Origin of the sequence: Pantoea sp. EKM21T (genome assembly GCF_011800405.1) — a bacterium.
In the GTDB taxonomy this organism is placed as follows: Bacteria; Pseudomonadota; Gammaproteobacteria; order Enterobacterales; family Enterobacteriaceae; genus Pantoea; species Pantoea agglomerans.
Genome location: NZ_JAALFV010000002.1, coordinates 443,444 through 461,960 on the forward strand (window position 1 = coordinate 443,444; position 18,517 = coordinate 461,960).

The window sequence follows — 18,517 nt, forward strand, 5'->3', positions numbered from 1 at the left end:
AAAAAGGCCGCGCTAATGATTGCACATTTTGCCGGTTATATACCAGCAAGCCACGGATATTTCGTGCGGTAACGTAGAGCTCAGGACCAGGAAAAGATATGCTTCCGTCCATCCCAGTCTCTGCTTTGTGAACTATGAACAAAATTGTTTATGTAGAAGATGAACCCGAAGTGGGCTCACTGATTGCGGCCTATCTGGGTCGTCATGATATTGAGGTGATTGTCGAGATGCGCGGCGACCGTGCTGAAGCGGTCATTGCCGAACAGCAGCCCGATCTGGTGATGCTGGATATCATGTTGCCAGGCAAAGATGGCATGACTATCTGCCGTGACCTGCGGGCAAACTGGCAGGGGCCGATCGTGCTGCTCACCTCACTGGACAGCGACATGAACCATATTCTGGCCCTGGAGATGGGTGCGCAGGATTACATTCTGAAAACCACGCCGCCGGCGGTACTGCTGGCCCGCCTGCGCCTTCATCTGCGTCAGTCGCAGCAGGGACAGCCGGACGATGCACCCAGCGCACCCGCCGCCAACCGTATGCTGCGTTTTGGCTCGCTGACCATCGATGCGCTGAACCGCCAGGTCACGCTGTTTGACGAGCAGATCGCCCTTTCCACCGCGGATTTCGATCTGCTGTGGGTACTCGCCAGCCATGCGGGCCAGACGCTTAACCGTGATGCGCTGCTGAAAACGTTGCGCGGGGTCAGCTATGACGGCCTTGACCGCAGCATCGACGTGGCCATCTCCCGGTTGCGCAAAAAGCTGCACGACAGCGCCACCGAGCCATTCCGCATTAAAACCATTCGTAACAAAGGCTATCTTTTTGCGCCCCAGGCCTGGGATACCCGCGGACTATGAGAAAGCTTTTTATTCAGTTTTATCTGCTGCTGTTTGTCTGCTTTCTGGTGATGGCGCTGCTGGTGGGACTGGTCTACAAGTTCACCGCTGAACGTGCGGGCCGCCAGTCGATGAATGACCTGATGGCCAGTTCGCTCTACCTGATCCGCAGCGAACTGCGCGAGATCCCGCCGCGTGACTGGAATAAAACCATCAAGAGTCTCGATCTCGGCCTGTCGTTCGATCTGCACATCGAGCCGATGAACAAATATCAGCTTGATGAAGGCAACATGCGTCGGTTGCGCGCCGGAGAGATCGTGGCGCTCGACGATCAATACACCTTTTTGCAGCACATTCCGCGCAGCCACTACGTGTTGTCAGTCGGGCCGATTCCCTATCTCTTCTATCTGCATCAGATGCGACTGCTGGATATTGCCCTGCTGATCTTTATAGGTATGTCACTGGCGCTGCCGGTGTTTATCTGGCTGCGCCCCCACTGGCAGGAGATGCAGCGACTGGAAAAAGCGGCTCAGCGCTTTGGCCGTGGCGAGCTGGACGTGCGCACCCATTTCGACAGCACCTCCAGCCTGTTCCGGCTCGGCATCGCCTTTAATCAGATGGCTGAGAACATCAATACGCTGGTTGCCAGTAAGAAGCAGTTGATTGACGGTATTGCGCATGAGCTGCGCACACCGCTGGTGCGCCTGCGTTACCGGCTGGAGATGAGCGACAACCTCACGGATGGCGAACGGGTGGCGCTGAATCGCGATATCGGCCAGCTTGAAAGCCTGATTGAGGAGCTGCTGACCTATGCGCGTCTTGACCGGCCGCGCGTCGATCTCAATCTGAAATCGCTGGATTTGGCCAACTGGCTGCGCGAGCGGCTTGACGATTTCCGCACTATCAATCCCGACGTGCGGCTCGACCTTGAGCTGCCGCAGCGTGAAAACATCGGCATTTCTGATACCCGCCTGATGGAGCGGGTACTGGATAACCTGGTCAACAATGCACTGCGTTATGCGCAACAGCGGCTGCGCGTCAGTTTGTGGTTCGACGGTCCGATAGGATGTCTGCAGGTGGAAGATGACGGTCCCGGCATTCCGCCTGAAGAGCGTGAACGGGTTTTCGAACCCTTTGTCCGGCTGGACCCCAGCCGCGATCGCGCTACAGGCGGCTGCGGACTGGGACTTGCGATTGTGCACTCTATTGCCCAGGCGCTGAGCGGCAATGTGACTATTGAATCCAGTCCGCTGGGCGGCGCCAGCGTTCGCTTTTGCTGGCCGGTTGATCTAACCTTGCGGGAAATTCCGCTGCGTTAAAAACCACAAGGAGTCTTACGTGACCTCAGCGTATCAACAACTTACCAAGACGTTCCAGCGCCTTTCCCGTTTCAGCCACGTCACGGCCATCGCCGGATGTGACATGCAAACCACCATGCCGCCGGGCGGCAGTCAGGCGCGTGGTGAAGCGCTGGCCGAAATGAGCGTGTTGCAGCACCAGATCCTCACTGCCCCTCAGGTTGGTGAGTGGCTCAGGGCCGCAGAGCAGCAGTCACTCAACGATGTTGAGCGGGCCAATCTTAACGAGATGCAGCGCGCTTACCAGCAGGCCACCCTGCTGCCTGATGATTTTGTTGAAGCCAAATCAATCGCCGGCTCGGTATGTGAACATGCATGGCGCACTCAGCGTCCCGCCAACGACTGGCAGGGCTTCGCCGCCAATCTCAAAGAGGTGGTGCGTCTGAGCCGCGAAGAGGCCCAGCGCCGCGCCGACGCCACTGGCTGCTCGCGTTACGATGCGCTGCTGGATCTTTATGAACCGGGGATGACCCGCGCCCGGCTGGATGAAACCTTTGGCGAACTGAAAACCTGGCTGCCCGATCTGTTACAGCAGGTCGTGGAAAAACAGGCGCAACAGACCGTTGTCACGCCGCAGGGACCGTTCGCCCTGCCTGCTCAGCGTCAGCTCGGCCTGAGCATCATGGAAACGCTGGGTTTCGACTTTAACCATGGCCGGCTGGATATCAGTGCGCATCCCTTCTGCGGTGGCGTGCCGGAAGATGTGCGCATTACCACCCGTTACAACGAGAATGAGTTTCTCAGCGCCCTGATGGGCGTGATCCACGAAACCGGCCACGCCCGCTATGAGCAAAATCTGCCGCAGCAGTGGCGCGGGCAGCCGGTGGCGCTGGCGCGCTCCACCGCTATCCACGAATCACAAAGCCTGTTTATGGAGATGCAACTCGGTCGCAGCCGCGAATTCCTGCAGCGCATTCTGCCGCAGGTGATCGCCACCTTTGGCGATCAGCCTGCCCTGCAGGCGGATAATTTTGTACGCCTGACCCAGCAGGTTAAGCCTGGCCTGATCCGGGTTGACGCCGATGAGCTCAGCTATCCGGCGCATGTTATTCTGCGTTATGAAATCGAGCAGGCCCTGATTGAAGGTGAGATTGAGGTTGAGGATATTCCGGCGCTGTGGGATGAGAAAATGATGCAGTCGCTGGGTCTGGATACCCGGGGTAACTACCGCGATGGCTGTATGCAGGATATCCACTGGACCGACGGCGCCTTTGGCTACTTCCCGACCTATACGCTGGGCGCGATGTACGCCGCACAGCTGTTCCGCTCGGTACATCTTGCGATTCCTCAGCTCAGCGAGCTGATTCAGCACGGTGAGCTGCAGCCGGTATTCGACTGGCTGCAACAGAACATCTGGCAGCACGGCAGCCGTTTCTCTACCGATCAGCTGCTGATCAACGCCACCGGCGAAGCGCTGAATCCGGCTTTCTTCCGCCAGCACCTTGAACAACGTTACCTGAATAGCTAAGCTCTCGGGCGGTCAGCTGACCGCCCTTTCCTGCCTTTGTACAATCGGTTACACGCCGATACCAAACACCCACGGACACCGTTCATTGATATCCCTATAGTCTCTTCACCGGCCCCGCAGTGGGCTACACATGAAAAAATAGTCTTCGAGGGATTTGCAATGAAAAAATTATTTGCACTGGTTGTCGCCGCTGCTATGGGTATGTCTTCTGTTGCTTTCGCTGCTGACACCACAGCTGCTCCAGCTGCTGCGCCAGCCGCAACAACCACTACTACCGCTGCAGCACCGGCTAAAACCGTTCACAAAACTGCGCACAAGAAACACCATAAAGCGGCTCAGAAAGCGCAGGCTGCTAAGAAACACCACAAAAAAGCCGTGAAAAAAGATGCCGCGCAGAAAGCGCAGGCTGCAAAAAAAGTTCACCACAAAAAAGTAGCTAAACCTGCTGCACAGAAAGCCCAGGCCGCTAAAAAAGTTCACCACAAAAAAGCCACTCAGCCAGCCGCTCAGAAAGCCCAGGCTGCTAAAAAAGTTCACCACAAAAAAGTAGCTAAACCAGCTGCACAGAAAGCTCAGGCTGCTAAAAAAGTTCACCACAAAAAAGTTGTGAAACCAGCAGCTAAAAACTAAGGTCGCCTTCAGCGCACGGCCACGAGATGATGATTAAAAACACCCGGTTCTGCCGGGTGTTTCTTTACTGGAGTGGATGATATGGTGCGTCGCTATCGCTTCGAAATTATTCTGCTGGTGATGATCCTGTGTGGCATTGTTGCAGCAAGCTTTTTTGTTTAACCGCTGTAGCGTACTGATTAACCAATAAAACTCCCTTTTTCAACGCTCACCGACTATAGTTACCGTACTTACGTAATAACAATAACGTTAATTTTTTCTCGCCATTGAGATTTCTATGCGCCTGGCTACCCTGTTAATGGTTGGACTCTTCAGCTTTGCCACCACGGTTCATGCCGATGATGACGATGACTCGCCTACTCCTGCTGAAATTAAGATGCTGTTTTTCGGTAAGGATCATCGCCAGGCAATCACCGATATTACCGCTGCCCCCTGGGATGCCATTGGTCAGCTGGAAACCGAAAGCGGCAACCTCTGTACTGCCACACTCATCTCTCCGCATCTGGCGCTGACCGCCGGACACTGTCTGCTTGCCCCGCCGGGTAATTTCGATAAGCCGGTTGCGCTGCGATTTATGGCCAGCGATAAAGGCTGGCGCTACGAGCTTCATGATATTGATGCGCGGGTTGAACCCTCGCTGGCGTCAAAGTTAAAAGCGGATGGTGAAGGCTGGATCGTGCCGAGCAGTGCAGCCCCCTATGATTACGGCATCGTGATTTTACGCAATCCGCCCTCAGCGATTACGCCTATTCCGCTGTTCGATGGCTCACGCAGCGAACTCACTGCGGCGCTGAAGCTGACCGGACGAAAAGTGACGCAGGCAGGCTATCCGGCTGATCATCTGGACACGCTTTACTCCCACAGCGATTGCCTGATCACCGGCTGGGCGCAGCGCGCCGTGTTGTCGCATCAGTGTGACACCCTGCCAGGTGACAGTGGTTCGCCACTGCTGCTCAATAGCGATAAAGGCTGGCAGTTAATCGCGGTACAAAGCTCAGCACCGGCAGCGAAAGATCGCTACCTGGCTGATAACCGTGCGATTTCGGTCACCTCGTTTAAAGATAAGCTGGAATCCCTGGCTCAGTAGCCCGCACTCTCACTCGCCATCATCGGATGCGCGCCGGTTACGGCGCGCATCCCGGCACTTAACCCGCTATCTGCTCCATCATCTGCAGAATACGCTTATCTGAGATGGGATAAGGCGTACCCAGCTGCTGAGCAAAGTAACTGATACGCAGCTCTTCGATCATCCAGCGGATATTTTGCACCTCTTCATCATCCTGACGCTGCGGCGGCAACTTGTTGCGCCACGCCTGATAAGCCTGTTCCACTGCCTGTACTTTTAACATCCGCGCACGATCGCTGTGCGGATCGGCAGGCAGTTTTTCCAGTCGGCGCTCAATCCCATGCAGATAACGCAGCGTATCGGCCAGTCGCTGCCAGCCGTTGCCGGTGACAAAGCCGCGATAAACCAGGCCACTTAACTGCGCTTTGATGTCAGATAACGCCAGCGCCATGGTCATATCGACCCGGCCCTTCAGACGCTTATTAATGTTGAAGACTGCCGTCAGGATCTGCTCGACCTGCTTCGCGATGGTCACCACGGTTTCATTGAGTTCGCCGCGCACTTTGTCACGCAACTGCTCAAACGAGGTTTGATCCCAGGCCGGACCGCCCGCTTCCCCCATCAGCTTGTCGATGCCACAGGCGATGCAGTCGTCAATCAGCTCCAGCACTTTGCCATAAGGGTTAAAGTAGAGTCCGAGCTTGGCTTTGTTCGGCAGCTTCTCGTGCAGATATTTAACCGGTGACGGCACATTCAGCAGCAGCAGGCGACGCTGACCGCGCCACATCATTTTTTGCTGCTCCTGCTCGCTGTCAAACAGACGAATGGCGACGCTCTCTTTCTCGTCGACCAGCGCAGGCCAGGCTTTAACCTGGTAGCTGCCGCGCTTCTGTTCATAACTGCGTGGCAGATCGCCAAAACTCCAGATATGCAGCCCACTCTGCTCCAGCCCGTCATCCGCCACTTTCGACAGCGTTTCCTGCACTTTGTCTTTCAGCTGTGCCTTAAGCGCAGTGAGATCTTTGCCTTCCAGTAGCTTACGATTGTGCTCGTCGACTACCCGGAACGTCATTTTCAGATGATCGGGCACCTGTTCCCACTGCCAGTTTTCCCGCTCCAGCGTGACGCCGGTCATGCGGCGGAATTCCCGCGCCAGCGCATCAGGCAGCGGCATCTCCATCGCTTTCACCCTTCCTAAAAACGCCTCGGCGTAGTTGGGCGCCGGCACCAGGTTACGGCGCAGCGGCTTGGGCAGAGACTTAATCAGTGCGATGATCAGTTCACGGCGCACACCGGGGATCTGCCACTCAAAACCGCTATCCTCTACCTGGTTCAGCAGCGGCAGCGGAATATGTACCGTCACGCCATCCGCATCTGCGCCCGGCTCAAACTGATAACTCAGCTTAAGTTTGAGGTTGCCCTGATGCCAGAAGTTGGGGTAGTCGAGCTGACTGACTTTATCCGCGCCCTCTTTGATCAGCATCTGCTTGTCGAAATTCAGCAGTTCTGCGTTTTCGCGACTGGCCTGTTTCCACCAGCTGTCGAAATGCTTCGCCGAGACCACCTCTTTGCCAATGCGCTGGTCATAAAAAGCAAACAGCGTTTCGTCATCGACCAGAATGTCGCGACGACGGGATTTGTGTTCCAGATCTTCCACTTCGCTGCGCAGCTTCTGGTTTGCGCGGAAGAAGGCGTGTCGGGTCTGCCAGTCGCCCTCCACCAGCGCGTGACGAATAAACAGTTCACGGCTCAGGGTGGGATCGATGCTGCCATAGTTAACTTTACGGGCGGCGACAATCGGCAGGCCATAGAGCGTGACTTTTTCGGTGGCCATCACCGCGCCCTGCGATTTCTCCCAGTGCGGTTCACTGTAGCTACGCTTGATCAGATGCTGTGCCAGCGGCTCAATCCACTCCGGTTCAATACGGCCCGCCGTGCGGCCCCACAGGCGGCTGGTCTCGACCAGTTCCGCCACCATGGTCCACTTCGGCGGCTTTTTAAACAGCCCGGAGCCAGGGAAGATCGCGAAACGGGTATTGCGCGCGCCGGTATACTCCTGCTTATCGGTGTCTTTCTGCCCGATATGCGACAGCAGACCGCTTAACAGCGCGCAGTGGACGGGCTGCAGCTCAGCCGGTTCACTGTTAACCGGAATGCCAAGTTCACGCACCACCTGCCGCAGCTGGGTGTAGATATCCTGCCATTCCCGCACGCGCAGATAGTTAAGGAAATCGCTTTTGCACTGGCGGCGGAAAACATTCCCGGACAGCGCTTTCTGCTGCTCCGCCAGGTAGTTCCAGAGATTCACATAGGCGAGGAAGTCGGAGTCTTTGTCGGCAAAGCGCCGGTGCTTCTCATCGGACGCCTGTTTTTTATCTGCCGGACGCTCACGCGGGTCCTGAATCGACAGGCCTGCGGTGATAATCATCACTTCGCGCACGCAGCCAAATTTCTGCGCTTCCAGCACCATCCGCGCCAGGCGGGGATCCACCGGCAGCTGCGCCAGCTGACGCCCGGAACCGGTAAGCTTATAGTGACCGGTCTCTTCGTTCAGGGTCAGCGCGCCCAGCTCTTCCAGCAGGCGGACGCCATCCTGGATATTGCGCTTATCGGGCGCTTCCACAAACGGGAAGGCGGCGATATCGCCGAGGCCCAGCGAGGTCATCTGCAGGATCACTGACGCCAGGTTGGTGCGCAGGATTTCAGGATCGGTAAAGGCCGGACGACTCAGGAAGTCATCTTCCGCGTAGAGACGGATACAGATACCGTCTGAAACGCGGCCGCAACGCCCTTTACGCTGGTTGGCAGACGCCTGTGATATCGGTTCAATCGGCAGGCGCTGCACTTTGGTACGGAAACTGTAACGACTGATACGCGCCGTACCGGGATCGATCACATATTTAATCCCAGGCACCGTCAGTGAGGTTTCCGCGACGTTGGTCGCCAGCACGATACGACGGCCACTGTGCGACTGAAACACCCGGTTCTGTTCGGCGTTCGACAGCCGTGCATAGAGCGGCAGCACTTCGGTGTGTGGCAGATCGCGTTTGTTCAGCGCGTCGGCGGTATCACGTATTTCACGCTCACCACTCATGAAGATCAGGATATCGCCCCGACTTTCCCGGCCCAGCTCATCTACGGCATCAAAAATCGCCTGCAGCTGGTCACGATCGCTGTCATCCGCCTCTTCGATCACCGGCCGATAGCGCACTTCAACCGGATAGGTCCGGCCTGAGACTTCAATCACCGGCGCATTATTGAAATGACGCGAGAAACGCTGTGGATCGATGGTGGCGGAAGTGATAATCACTTTCAGATCGGGGCGACGCGGCAGCAGCTCACGCAGATAACCGAGCAGGAAATCGATATTCAGGCTGCGTTCGTGCGCTTCATCAATAATGATGGTGTCATATTGCATCAGCAGACGATCCTGCTGGATCTCCGCCAGCAGAATCCCGTCGGTCATCAGCTTAATCTGCGTCAGGTCGCTGACCTGGTCGTTAAACCGTACTTTATAGCCGACGCAGCCGCCCAGCGAAGTGCTGAGCTCATCGGCAATGCGATTCGCCACGGTACGTGCGGCCAGACGGCGCGGCTGCGTATGACCAATCAGACCCGTCACACCACGCCCCAGCGCCAGACAGATTTTCGGCAGCTGCGTGGTTTTACCCGAGCCGGTTTCACCGGCGACAATCACTACCTGGTGATCGCGAATCGCCTCAGCAATATCCTGCTGCTTCTGACTGACCGGCAGATTGTCCGGGAAGGTAATGGCTGGCGTGGCCGCACGGCGCTGGGCCACGCGCTGTTCGGCTGCAATAAAGTCCTGCTCAAGCTCGCTGGCAATGCCCTGCTGTGCCTCAGGATTTTTAGCTTTTCTGGCACCCTGTAAACGGCGCTGTAACCGCTGGCGATCGCGCAGCATTACACCGTCGAGGCGTGACCAGAGCGCTGCCAGTGGGGAAGTATCGGGAGATGACATAATAGTGACGTACCTTACTCAGACGGTGTCGCTGCCTGAAGCAGCGCCCTGCAAGCCGGGATAACCAGCTGATTCAATAAAAAATAATTGCGCGCATCATAGCACATTCTGAACTGTTCCGGCGGCTGGCCCCGGTTACGCTTATTCAATAAATTCGAACATGGGTCTCGAAATATTGCGCTTTCACCGCGCCATCGATAACCGTAGAGTGTAAACCATTGAGCGGAAAGTCTTCCGCGTAACAGACAGGAAACCACCATGAGCAAAGTTTTAGTTCTGAAATCAAGCATTCTTGCAGGCTACTCACAATCAAGCCAGCTCGCTGACTTCTACATCGAACAGGCAAAGGCCCAGGGTAAAGAGGTTACCGTACGTGACCTGGCGGCTAACCCGATCCCGGTACTGGATGGCGAGTTAGTGGGTGCAATGCGTCCCTCTGATACCCCGCTGTCACCTCGTCAGCAGGAGGCTCTGGACCTGTCTGATGAACTGATTGCAGAACTGCAGGCTCATGATGAAGTGGTGATTGCCGCGCCAATGTACAACTTCAACATCCCTACGCAGCTGAAAAACTATTTCGACCTGATTGCCCGTGCTGGCGTGACGTTCCGCTACACAGAAGCAGGCCCGGAAGGTCTGGTTAAAGGCAAAACGGCAGTCGTTATCTCCAGCCGTGGCGGCATCCACAAAGATACCCCTACTGACCTGCTGACCCCTTACGTCAAGCTGTTCCTGGGCTTCATCGGCATCACTGACGTTGAGTTCGTGTTTGCTGAAGGCATCGCTTACGGTCCGGAAGTGGCCAGCAAAGCGACCGCTGAAGCGAAAGACGCTATCAAGCAGATCGTGACGGCATAAGTCTCACTCATCTCAGGATGACGCTGTAAAAGACCGGGCCATGCGCCCGGTTTTTTTTCGCCGGTTACTGACTGCTCTCTGCCGTTTTTCTCAGCCACTGACCGTTAATGCCGCGCACATATTCCCCCGCTGCCGCACGGCTCACCAGCTTCTGTCCGGCAATACTGGCGACATCGGCCGTGGAGAGATTATTCTGTTCTGCCAGTCGCTGATACTCCTGCTGACGTCCGGCATTAATACGCTGCACCAGTGCCAGCGTTTCACTATCCTGCGCACGTGCCGCCAGATAGCCGGAGAGCGTTTCACCTGCCCGCCCCGATTGCCGCGCCTGATCCAGCGTCAGTGCCCAGGCAGGCTGCGCCATCGTCAGGGCGAGGAACAGCACCGCGCTTATGCGTTTCATCGTTGCTCTCCTCAGAACAGACCGCTCTGGTTTTTCAATAGCGCTTCCACGTCTTTATCGACTTTGATGTGGATCTCATGTTCGATTTTCACGTTCATGTTGATGGTGATGGGATCTTTAGGTGCCGTGACTTCAATGCGCGGCACGCAGCCGATGCTCAGCAGTCCGGCTGCCAGAACCAGTAGTGCCCTCAGGCTCATGGTGAAGTGTCCTTGTTGGATGGCAAATTCGCATGTTGCTCTAACCAGGATTGCAAATTATCGCCAAAGCGCAGGCTGCGCCAGAGCTGAAACAGGTTTTCCTGATGATGATAGTTGAGATTAACTGTCTGACGACGGTTACTGAACTGGCTGACGCCCTGCACCTGCGCCTCCATGGTGAGGTCGCCAAGATTATCCAGATTGATCGTGGCCCAGCTGCGGGAGACTTCCATATAGCGTAACCAGTCCAGCGCGGCGCCCGTCGCCACGTTATTGCGGGTAATCGCATCCGCCATATCTTTATCCAGCCGGAAGGTCAGCGGACCGCTGTTGGCAATCCACCCTTTCTCCACCAGCCAGTGTGGATTATTGAGCCACAGCGGCAGCTCACCGTTGACCTTGCCCGACATGGCAAACTGTTTAGGTTTCAGCGCCGTCACCAGCTCGCTGAGGCTGATATTGCGCAGCGACACCCGGGCTGGCTCATGCTGTGGCATGCGCAAAGCGGGCAGCGTAATTTGTCCGCCCAGCAGATCAAGGCTGACATCCTGCAACGTCAGCGGCGCCTGTTCGGACCACGGCCAGTTACCCTGCAGGTCAGCGCGAATATTCTGCATCGCAAACTGGTTCTTAACCTCGGCAATGCGCAGTGATACCGGGCCATGCTGACCAAATTGCCATTGCTGCTCATGGAATCTGAACGGCAGCGAGAAGTCGATACCGTTAACCTGGCTGTCAGGCGTCCAGATGCTGCCCTGTTTTACCGTCCAGTGGCCTCCCGCCTGGAAACCCTGTTCACTTGCGGCGGAAAAAGCGACCTGTGCCTGCAAACGGCCGCCCTGGATCTGCATTTTCATGTCGGGGCTGAGCAACGGCTGAAACACCGTCAGCGACTGTGCCGGCCACCAGGCCTGGCCGCGCAGCCGTTCGCCATCCCAGCGGCCGTTAACCCGCAGCGGGCCAACCTTGCCCGCCTGTAAACTGCCTCGCCAGATAAAATAGCCTGGATCACGACCTTTAGCCTCAAAGTCGAGCGTGGAGTCTGCCAGATGTCCGCCATAGCTGAAGCGGGTCTCTCCTGCCTGCAGGCGGAAATGCCCATTGAACGCCGGATGCGCCGCATCACGCTGCCAGTTTACCGGTTTAGTTAGTGTCAGACGCGGTTTTGCAACGTTGACACTGCCATACGCCAGCTGATTAAAACCGGTGGACAAGGTATCCAGATGGATCAGGGTGTCGTGCCAGCCGCCCGTGCCTTTAACATCCCAGCGCGCCTGCAGCGGCAGCATCTCGCCACCTCCCCAGTAGCGCCAGTTCCATTCGCCCTTATCGGGCCAGAAATCATTGGCGCGGCCATCGAGATGCAACCGGAAGCGGCCAAAACTGGCATCGTGCGCATTCAGAATGGCCTGCAGGCGGCCATCAATACCCTGCGAGGAGAGTCGTACGCCCGCCAGCGGCCAGCGCGCTTCGTCCACTTCCAGCGTTGACAGCAACCGGCCCCGCAGGCGCAGCAGCGATTTAGGTTGCAGCACCAGTTGAGGATCGAGGATCGAGCCGCTGAGCACGCCCGGAATGGAGCCGTAAAGTTGCAGGTCGGCCAGCTTGCTTTCGCCGGTTAGCTGAAACGGCAGGTTGCTGTTGGTCAGGCTGAGGTTGCCGGGACCAACGCCGAGCACCACGTTACCCTTGCCGCCGCGTCCCTGGGTCAGCAGGTTAACGCGACCGCTAATCTGGCTACTTTCAAGGCCAGACTGCCAGTTATCCAGCGTCAGGTTAACAAACCCTGATAGCGGCTGAGCCTCCAGCGGCCAGAAGTATTCGCCCTTTTCAATCCGAATCTGATCGCGGCTGATCTGCCACGGCAGTCTGAGAAGCGGCCTGGTTACTTCGGCCATCGCCACGCGTAGCTCGCCCTGCTGCTGCTGCCAGTTAAGCGTCAGCTTCAGGGGATGCGGCAGCGCGTCCAGCGCCAGCTGTCCGGTCACCTCGCCGTTCACCGGCAGATCAGTGGCAAAGGTGGGTAACGCCAGATGACCACTCAGCGTGACGGGTTCAGGAAGTGCAGGATGGGTGAGCGTCAGGCGACTGATAGCGAGCTGCTGACCGGTCAGCGTTGCCGCCAGCTGCAGATTATCGCCCTGATAACTGAGTTGCTGACGATCTTTTTCCAGCGTCAGATCCAGCGCGCCCGCATACGTCTGCCACGGCGTAACGATTAATTTGCCCAGATGAACGTCGGCGCCAGGCAGCATTGCCTGCCATTCGGCCAGCGTTTTGGGGGCTGCCGTGCTGCCATCACTGGCCGGTAATTTTTGCAGGCAGGTGCTATCCAGCGTCAGCTCTGACGCATTCAGTTTCCAGCGCGACTGATGCCAGCCCAGCGATACCCCCTTTACCGTTGCCAGGGAGCAATCCCCTGCGAGATAACGAAGTTGTGGCAACCACAGGCCACCTTCCCGCCAGCGCGGTGCGCCCGACAGCTCAATGCGGGTATCTTCAGGTAGCCAGATGCCGACCAGCCGCGGCAGCCATTGCGTTACAGTCAAGATCAGGCCGAGCAGCAGCAGAATCAGCGCCAGAATGGCGGCCAGCCGTCGCCGGAACATCCGTGGCATAAAAGCCATAATCCTTTTCCTTACAGTATCCTGACAACGATGATGGCATGTAATCTGCCAGAGGTGAAGGTCTGCGCCGGACACAAGTCAGCTGTTTCAGCAAAGTCAGTCAGAAAACGTTATCCTTGCTCTATCACCTCTGCAGGAGCACAACGATGAAAATCGCGGTTTACAGCACCAAACATTACGATCAGAAATACCTTGAGCAGGTCAATCAGCAGTTCGGCTTTGAACTGGTGTTTTTTGACTTTTTACTCTCTGAAAGCACCGCCAAAACCGCTGTGGGTTGCGATGCCGTCTGTATCTTTGTAAACGATGACGGCAGTCGCCCGGTGCTGGAAGAGCTGGCCGGGCTGGGTGTGAAATATATCGCGCTGCGCTGTGCCGGTTTCAATAATGTTGATCTGGCTGCTGCAAAAGAGCTGGGTCTGGAAGTGGTGCGCGTGCCGGCCTACTCACCGGAAGCGGTCGCTGAACATACTATCGGCCTGATGATGACCCTGAATCGCCGTATTCATCGCGCTTATCAGCGTACCCGTGACGCAAACTTTTCGCTCGACGGCCTGACCGGTTTTAACATGCATAACAAAACCGCGGGTGTTATCGGTACCGGTAAAATCGGGATCGCGACGATGCGGATTCTGAAAGGTTTTGGTATGCGGCTGCTGGCGTATGATCCCTACCCGAGTGAGCAGGCGCTGGAACTGGGCGCGGAATATGTCGATCTGAAGACGCTGTTTGCTGAATCCCACGTCATTACCCTGCACTGTCCGCTGACGCCGGAGAATCATCATCTGCTCAACGCCGACGCGTTTAAACAGATGCGCGATGGGGTGATGGTTATCAATACCAGTCGGGGTGGTCTGATTGATTCACAGGCGGCGATTGACGCGCTGAAACAGCAGAAAATCGGCGCGCTCGGCATGGATGTTTATGAGAATGAACGTGATCTGTTCTTTGAAGATAAGTCGAATGATGTGATTCAGGACGATGTGTTCCGCCGTCTGTCGGCGTGCCATAACGTGTTGTTCACCGGCCATCAGGCGTTTTTAACCGCCGAAGCGCTGACCGCCATTTCTGAAACGACACTGAATAATCTCAGCCAGTTCGACCGGGGTGAAAACTGCCCGAACCGGCTCTCTGCCTGACTGTGCGGGCCGGAGCAATCCGGCCTGATCATCAGCGCGCGCAATTCCCGCCAATTAACGCCTGCTCATCACAGCGACGGCCATTGACTAACTGACACATCCCCACTCTTGAGCCATCCAGCTGATGCGAAAATGCCAGCGTTCCGCCCGCATTCGAACAGGTGCTTTCTGCAAGGGAAGACATCACCACCCGTGGCTGGATGTGGGCGGCGGTGGCTTGTTGCGGTGGCTCGTTATCATCACTGTTGCTGCTGCAGGCAGAGAGTAATAACGCGGCACCGGCCAGCAAAAAGGTGGCTGCTTTCATCAGTCGGACTCCGGGAAGTGGGGGAAAAGGCTGGCTCAGCATATGTCAGGCAGCACAACGGGTCGAGAGGTGAAACAGCTTTTTACAAAATTCTCCGGCGTCATTTGCAAGCAGAATTATCTTGTTTACCTGTTATCGCTGAACTGTCACCCTTTTTCGGCCCTTATTAATTCGGAGTAAAGCCATGTTAATGGATATGTTAATTCGCATAGCGCTGGCCGGTATTCTCGGCGGCCTGATCGGCATGGAGCGCCAGATGCGGGCCAAAGAAGCGGGACTGCGTACCCATATTCTGGTCGGTATCGGCAGTGCGATGTTTATGCTGGTATCGAAATATGGCTTCGCCGATATGCTCAATAGTGACCATGTGGCACTGGATCCCAGCCGTATTGCTGCCCAGGTAGTCAGCGGCATGGGTTTCCTTGGCGCAGGCACCATTATGATTCAGAAGCAGGTGGTGAAAGGCTTAACCACGGCGGCGGGATTATGGGTGACTGCGGCGATTGGTCTGGTGATTGGCAGCGGCATGTATGAGATCGGCATTTATGGCACGGTGCTGGCGCTGGTGGTGCTGGAAGTCTTCCGCCGCCTGAGCCATTTTCTCATCGGTAAACATCATACGCTGCTGGTTTTTCTTAAGCCCAAAAGTGTGCCGCTGGTGCTGCTGGTCATGCAGCGGGAAGGCATTCGCTACGGCAATGTGACGGTGATTAACCGGGATGAGGAGAGTGGTCTGTGTGAGCTCAGTGTTCAGGTGACGCTGTCCCGAAAGTCAAACGATGCTCACCTCTACGATAAGGTCATGGAGATCAAAGGAGTTCAGTCGCTGGAGATGATGTAAATCCCTCTACATAAAGATCATTCCTGCTGAACACAGGCCGTTCAGCGCCAGGACGTTGCAGAAGGGAGTTATCAGTATGCACTGCCTTCTGCCCTCTCCATCAGATTCATCTATTATCATCATCATGCAGCCTGACCTGAGATATAGAGCCCGCCGGGAATTAATGTCATAATCCGTGATTGTTTATTAAGGTAACCATTTATCCGGTGAAAAATGCGCCAGAACTCTGACCATCGTGACGAAACCCTGTCCGCTTCTGTACGTAAAAGTAGCTGGCCAGTACTGAGCATGCTTATCTTTACGCTGATTGCGGGCGCTATGGCCATCATGATGATCCTGGATCATCGTAATTCCGTAAATAATGCGCTTGAGACCGGACAGTGTCTGCTGGGGGAAGGCGCTGAAAGTTTGCTGGAAGTGCTCAGACATTTTTTACATCATGCTTATCGCTGGATTTTTAAAGCCTGTGGCTAGCAATAATAAATTCAGTGCAGCAGGAAATGCAGTAATCCATGTCGGTTTACCAGCAACAAAACGCCGCAATACATGACTGCAACATAGCAGAGTAAAAAGAGTATCAGCGTCAATATAAATCGGACACCATAATTTTTTATATCGTGAGTGTTTACCGGATGTCTCATCGAATTTAAAGTTTGCTCCGTCCTTATTCACATATATAGCCAGCAATTTAACGATTTGTTACGCTGCCCGCATTACCATGATGTGCGGAACGATGAAGTCACAGCTGGTCTCTCAGGAAAAACAGTTATGAGTGTAAAAATTAAAGCCGCCCTTTTTAACTTTCACATTCACTTTAATGGCTTTAATTTCACCCGTCTGCTTTGAAAAGCAACAGATTTGGACGTGGCGATATGTGCCAGTAAAATCGATTCAGATTTAATGGGATACAAAAAAACACTGATGCCTGTGCATCTTACGCATTCCCAATTATAACCCGGCAGTGTCAACGCATATTCAACAGCAGTGTTTTTCAGATTCAGGCGTTAATGAAATTAACAGTACATCAGGATATTTAACTCCCTGCGAATTTATAGCAACAATTCGAAGGAAAATTTCAAATCAGATAAGCATAAACAGGACTCCGTTTATGCATGATTGATTAATAGCGGTGCATGCTCTTTTTTTTGTTAACTGGTCGCTCTGATGAAATATCTGTTAATTATCTCAATCATTTTTATGACTGCGGGTTGTGCGGCAAAAAAAGAGAATGCGCGGGCTGATGCTTACCAGGCATTACTGCCATCCTGTTCTGCGCACAATGATGAAATCGATTGCCAGTGGAAAGATGTGCCAGCCAGCTGACATCGTATAGTTGAACGCTATCCGTGACACATCAGCCCGCAATTTTTGGGTAATGACCTGGTAAGGCCTGCCCTCATTTTTCACTGAGTACCGCCGCATCGATTTATGTCGCTGCCCCCTTAACGGGTAGTCTCTGCCGGACTCCCCGGGCGGCTATCCGCTGATTACTTCACTCCAGTACTGGCATTCGCGGCAACAATCCGTACCATACGCTGCATATTCGTGACACCGCAGTGAAGTGTCTGGCTGAACGCGCACGGCAATTTGCCCTTTAGCTACGCTTTCTGGATTTTGAGATAGGTAAAAATGCAATATAATCAAACGGTTGACAAGAAAGAACAGTACAACCTCAATAAACTGCAAAAACGTCTGCGTCGTAACGTCGGCGAAGCCATTGCAGATTTTAATATGATTGAAGAAGGCGACCGCATCATGGTCTGCCTGTCGGGCGGCAAAGACAGCTACACCATGCTGGAAATTTTGCGCAGTCTGCAAAAAAGTGCGCCGGTCAACTTCAGTCTTATTGCCGTTAACCTCGACCAGAAACAGCCGGGCTTCCCTGAGCATATCCTGCCGGAATATCTTGAGTCGCAGGGCGTTGAGTATCGGATTATCGAAGAAGATACCTACTCCATCGTCAAAGATAAGATCCCGGAAGGCAAAACCACCTGCTCACTCTGCTCGCGCCTGCGCCGTGGCATTCTCTATCGCGTCGCAACTGAGCTGGGCTGTACTAAAATTGCGCTGGGCCACCATCGCGATGACATTCTGCAGACGCTGTTCCTGAACATGTTTTACGGCGGAAAAATGAAAGGCATGCCGCCAAAGCTGATGAGCGACGATGGCAAGCAGATTGTGATCCGTCCGCTGGCTTACTGCCGCGAGAAAGATATCATCCGCTTCTCAGAAGCGCGTCAGTTCCCGATTATTCCGTGTAACCTCTGCGGTTCTCAGCCGAACCTGCAGCGTCAGGTGGTGGCCGATATGCTGCGAGACTGGGATAAGCGCTATCCTGGCCGTATCGAAACCATGTTCAGCGCGATGCAGAATGTGGTGCCGTCACATATGGCGGATATCAACCTGTTCGATTTTAAAGGCATTAAGCATGGCGATGCGGTGGTTGACGGCGGGGATCTCGCCTTTGACCGGGAATCTCTGCCGCTGCAGCCAATTGGCTGGCGGGCTGATGAAGAGGATGCCCCGGATACCAGCGCGCGTCTGGATGTGATTCAGATTAAATAAGTGCTGGAAAGGTTAAGGGCGTGCTGCTGGCAGCACGCCCTTTTTTTATATGTTGCGATGCGGTGGTGGATCCATTATCGGCGGAAATTCCGGATCTGTCGGCGGATCAGGCTGGGGTTGTGGTTGAGGAATAGGCTCAGGAATCGGGATCGGATCCGTGGGGATCGGCTCGCTGTTAAGAATCGCGCTCATGCCGTACTCCTTTTGTTGCGAATGGACTTTAAGCTTAGGTAA

Annotated in this window: 16 protein-coding genes; 11 read left to right on the forward strand and 5 right to left on the reverse strand. The window is 55.1% G+C overall.

What is annotated here, in order from left to right; genetic code table 11:
- The first annotated feature begins 134 nt into the window (after positions 1 to 134).
- The 5 genes from rstA (at position 135) to HFD87_RS05620 (ending at position 5,382) form a co-directional block, all read left to right on the forward strand.
- The gene (rstA, locus tag HFD87_RS05600; RefSeq protein ID WP_010244666.1) at positions 135 to 860 is read left to right on the forward strand and encodes a two-component system response regulator RstA; all 726 of its coding nucleotides are present in this window, start codon (positions 135 to 137) and stop codon (positions 858 to 860) included.
- Positions 857 to 2,158, forward strand: a complete 1,302-nt coding sequence (rstB, locus tag HFD87_RS05605; protein WP_064691342.1) for a two-component system sensor histidine kinase RstB — start codon at positions 857 to 859, stop codon at positions 2,156 to 2,158. The genes rstA and rstB overlap by 4 nt, the downstream gene beginning before the upstream one ends.
- Positions 2,159 to 2,177: 19 nt before the next feature.
- Complete coding sequence (locus HFD87_RS05610) at positions 2,178 to 3,665, forward strand: carboxypeptidase M32 (RefSeq protein WP_039392257.1); 1,488 nt, start codon at positions 2,178 to 2,180, stop codon at positions 3,663 to 3,665.
- Between the two features lie 159 nt (positions 3,666 to 3,824).
- Positions 3,825 to 4,295, forward strand: coding sequence for an acid resistance repetitive basic protein Asr (gene asr / locus HFD87_RS05615; protein WP_167423062.1), 471 nt, complete (start codon positions 3,825 to 3,827; stop codon positions 4,293 to 4,295).
- A 277-nt stretch (positions 4,296 to 4,572) separates the two neighbouring features.
- Positions 4,573 to 5,382 (forward strand): serine protease, encoded by an 810-nt coding sequence (locus tag HFD87_RS05620; RefSeq protein ID WP_010244655.1) that lies wholly within the window; start codon positions 4,573 to 4,575, stop codon positions 5,380 to 5,382.
- Between the two features lie 58 nt (positions 5,383 to 5,440).
- On the opposite strand, the gene hrpA is transcribed toward HFD87_RS05620, so the two are convergent.
- Positions 5,441 to 9,343, reverse strand: coding sequence for an ATP-dependent RNA helicase HrpA (gene hrpA, locus HFD87_RS05625; protein ID WP_167423063.1), 3,903 nt, complete (start codon positions 9,341 to 9,343; stop codon positions 5,441 to 5,443).
- A 258-nt stretch (positions 9,344 to 9,601) separates the two neighbouring features.
- On the opposite strand from hrpA, the gene azoR reads away from it, so the two are divergent.
- Positions 9,602 to 10,201 carry an FMN-dependent NADH-azoreductase gene (gene azoR, locus HFD87_RS05630; RefSeq protein ID WP_010244651.1) on the forward strand — a complete coding sequence of 200 codons (600 nt, stop codon included), beginning with the start codon at positions 9,602 to 9,604 and terminating at the stop codon, positions 10,199 to 10,201.
- 64 nt (positions 10,202 to 10,265) lie between these two features.
- Here the strand turns inward: azoR and HFD87_RS05635 are convergent, their stop codons facing one another.
- The 3 genes from HFD87_RS05635 to HFD87_RS05645 are packed head-to-tail and all read right to left on the reverse strand — an operon-like array spanning position 10,266 to position 13,431.
- Positions 10,266 to 10,604 carry a YdbL family protein gene (locus HFD87_RS05635; protein ID WP_010244649.1) on the reverse strand — a complete coding sequence of 113 codons (339 nt, stop codon included), beginning with the start codon at positions 10,602 to 10,604 and terminating at the stop codon, positions 10,266 to 10,268.
- An 11-nt stretch (positions 10,605 to 10,615) separates the two neighbouring features.
- Positions 10,616 to 10,804, reverse strand: a complete 189-nt coding sequence (locus HFD87_RS05640) for a YnbE family lipoprotein (protein WP_009090058.1) — start codon at positions 10,802 to 10,804, stop codon at positions 10,616 to 10,618.
- Positions 10,801 to 13,431, reverse strand: a complete 2,631-nt coding sequence (locus HFD87_RS05645; protein WP_010670213.1) for a YdbH family protein — start codon at positions 13,429 to 13,431, stop codon at positions 10,801 to 10,803. Before HFD87_RS05645 ends, HFD87_RS05640 begins: the two co-directional genes overlap by 4 nt.
- 146 nt (positions 13,432 to 13,577) lie before the next feature.
- On the opposite strand from HFD87_RS05645, the gene HFD87_RS05650 reads away from it, so the two are divergent.
- Entirely contained in the window at positions 13,578 to 14,570 is a 993-nt protein-coding gene (locus HFD87_RS05650; RefSeq protein WP_167423064.1) for a 2-hydroxyacid dehydrogenase, read from the forward strand.
- A gap of 31 nt (positions 14,571 to 14,601) precedes the next feature.
- Here the strand turns inward: HFD87_RS05650 and HFD87_RS05655 are convergent, their stop codons facing one another.
- Positions 14,602 to 14,877: a DUF333 domain-containing protein gene (locus HFD87_RS05655; protein WP_003853763.1), complete on the reverse strand. Its 276-nt coding sequence runs from the start codon at positions 14,875 to 14,877 to the stop codon at positions 14,602 to 14,604.
- A 184-nt stretch (positions 14,878 to 15,061) separates the two neighbouring features.
- Here HFD87_RS05655 and HFD87_RS05660 point away from each other — a divergent pair, with 184 nt between their 5' ends.
- From HFD87_RS05660 to ttcA, 4 genes are all read left to right on the forward strand, one after another.
- Positions 15,062 to 15,718: an MgtC/SapB family protein gene (locus HFD87_RS05660; RefSeq protein ID WP_010244641.1), complete on the forward strand. Its 657-nt coding sequence runs from the start codon at positions 15,062 to 15,064 to the stop codon at positions 15,716 to 15,718.
- A 213-nt stretch (positions 15,719 to 15,931) separates the two neighbouring features.
- A complete protein-coding gene (locus HFD87_RS05665; protein WP_163851597.1) occupies positions 15,932 to 16,192 on the forward strand; it encodes a hypothetical protein in 261 nt (86 codons plus the stop codon).
- A gap of 690 nt (positions 16,193 to 16,882) precedes the next feature.
- Positions 16,883 to 17,041: a hypothetical protein gene (locus tag HFD87_RS05670; protein ID WP_167423065.1), complete on the forward strand. Its 159-nt coding sequence runs from the start codon at positions 16,883 to 16,885 to the stop codon at positions 17,039 to 17,041.
- Positions 17,042 to 17,347: 306 nt separating this feature from the next.
- The gene (gene ttcA, locus HFD87_RS05675; RefSeq protein WP_033779113.1) at positions 17,348 to 18,283 is read left to right on the forward strand and encodes a tRNA 2-thiocytidine(32) synthetase TtcA; all 936 of its coding nucleotides are present in this window, start codon (positions 17,348 to 17,350) and stop codon (positions 18,281 to 18,283) included.
- Positions 18,284 to 18,517 lie beyond the last annotated feature (234 nt).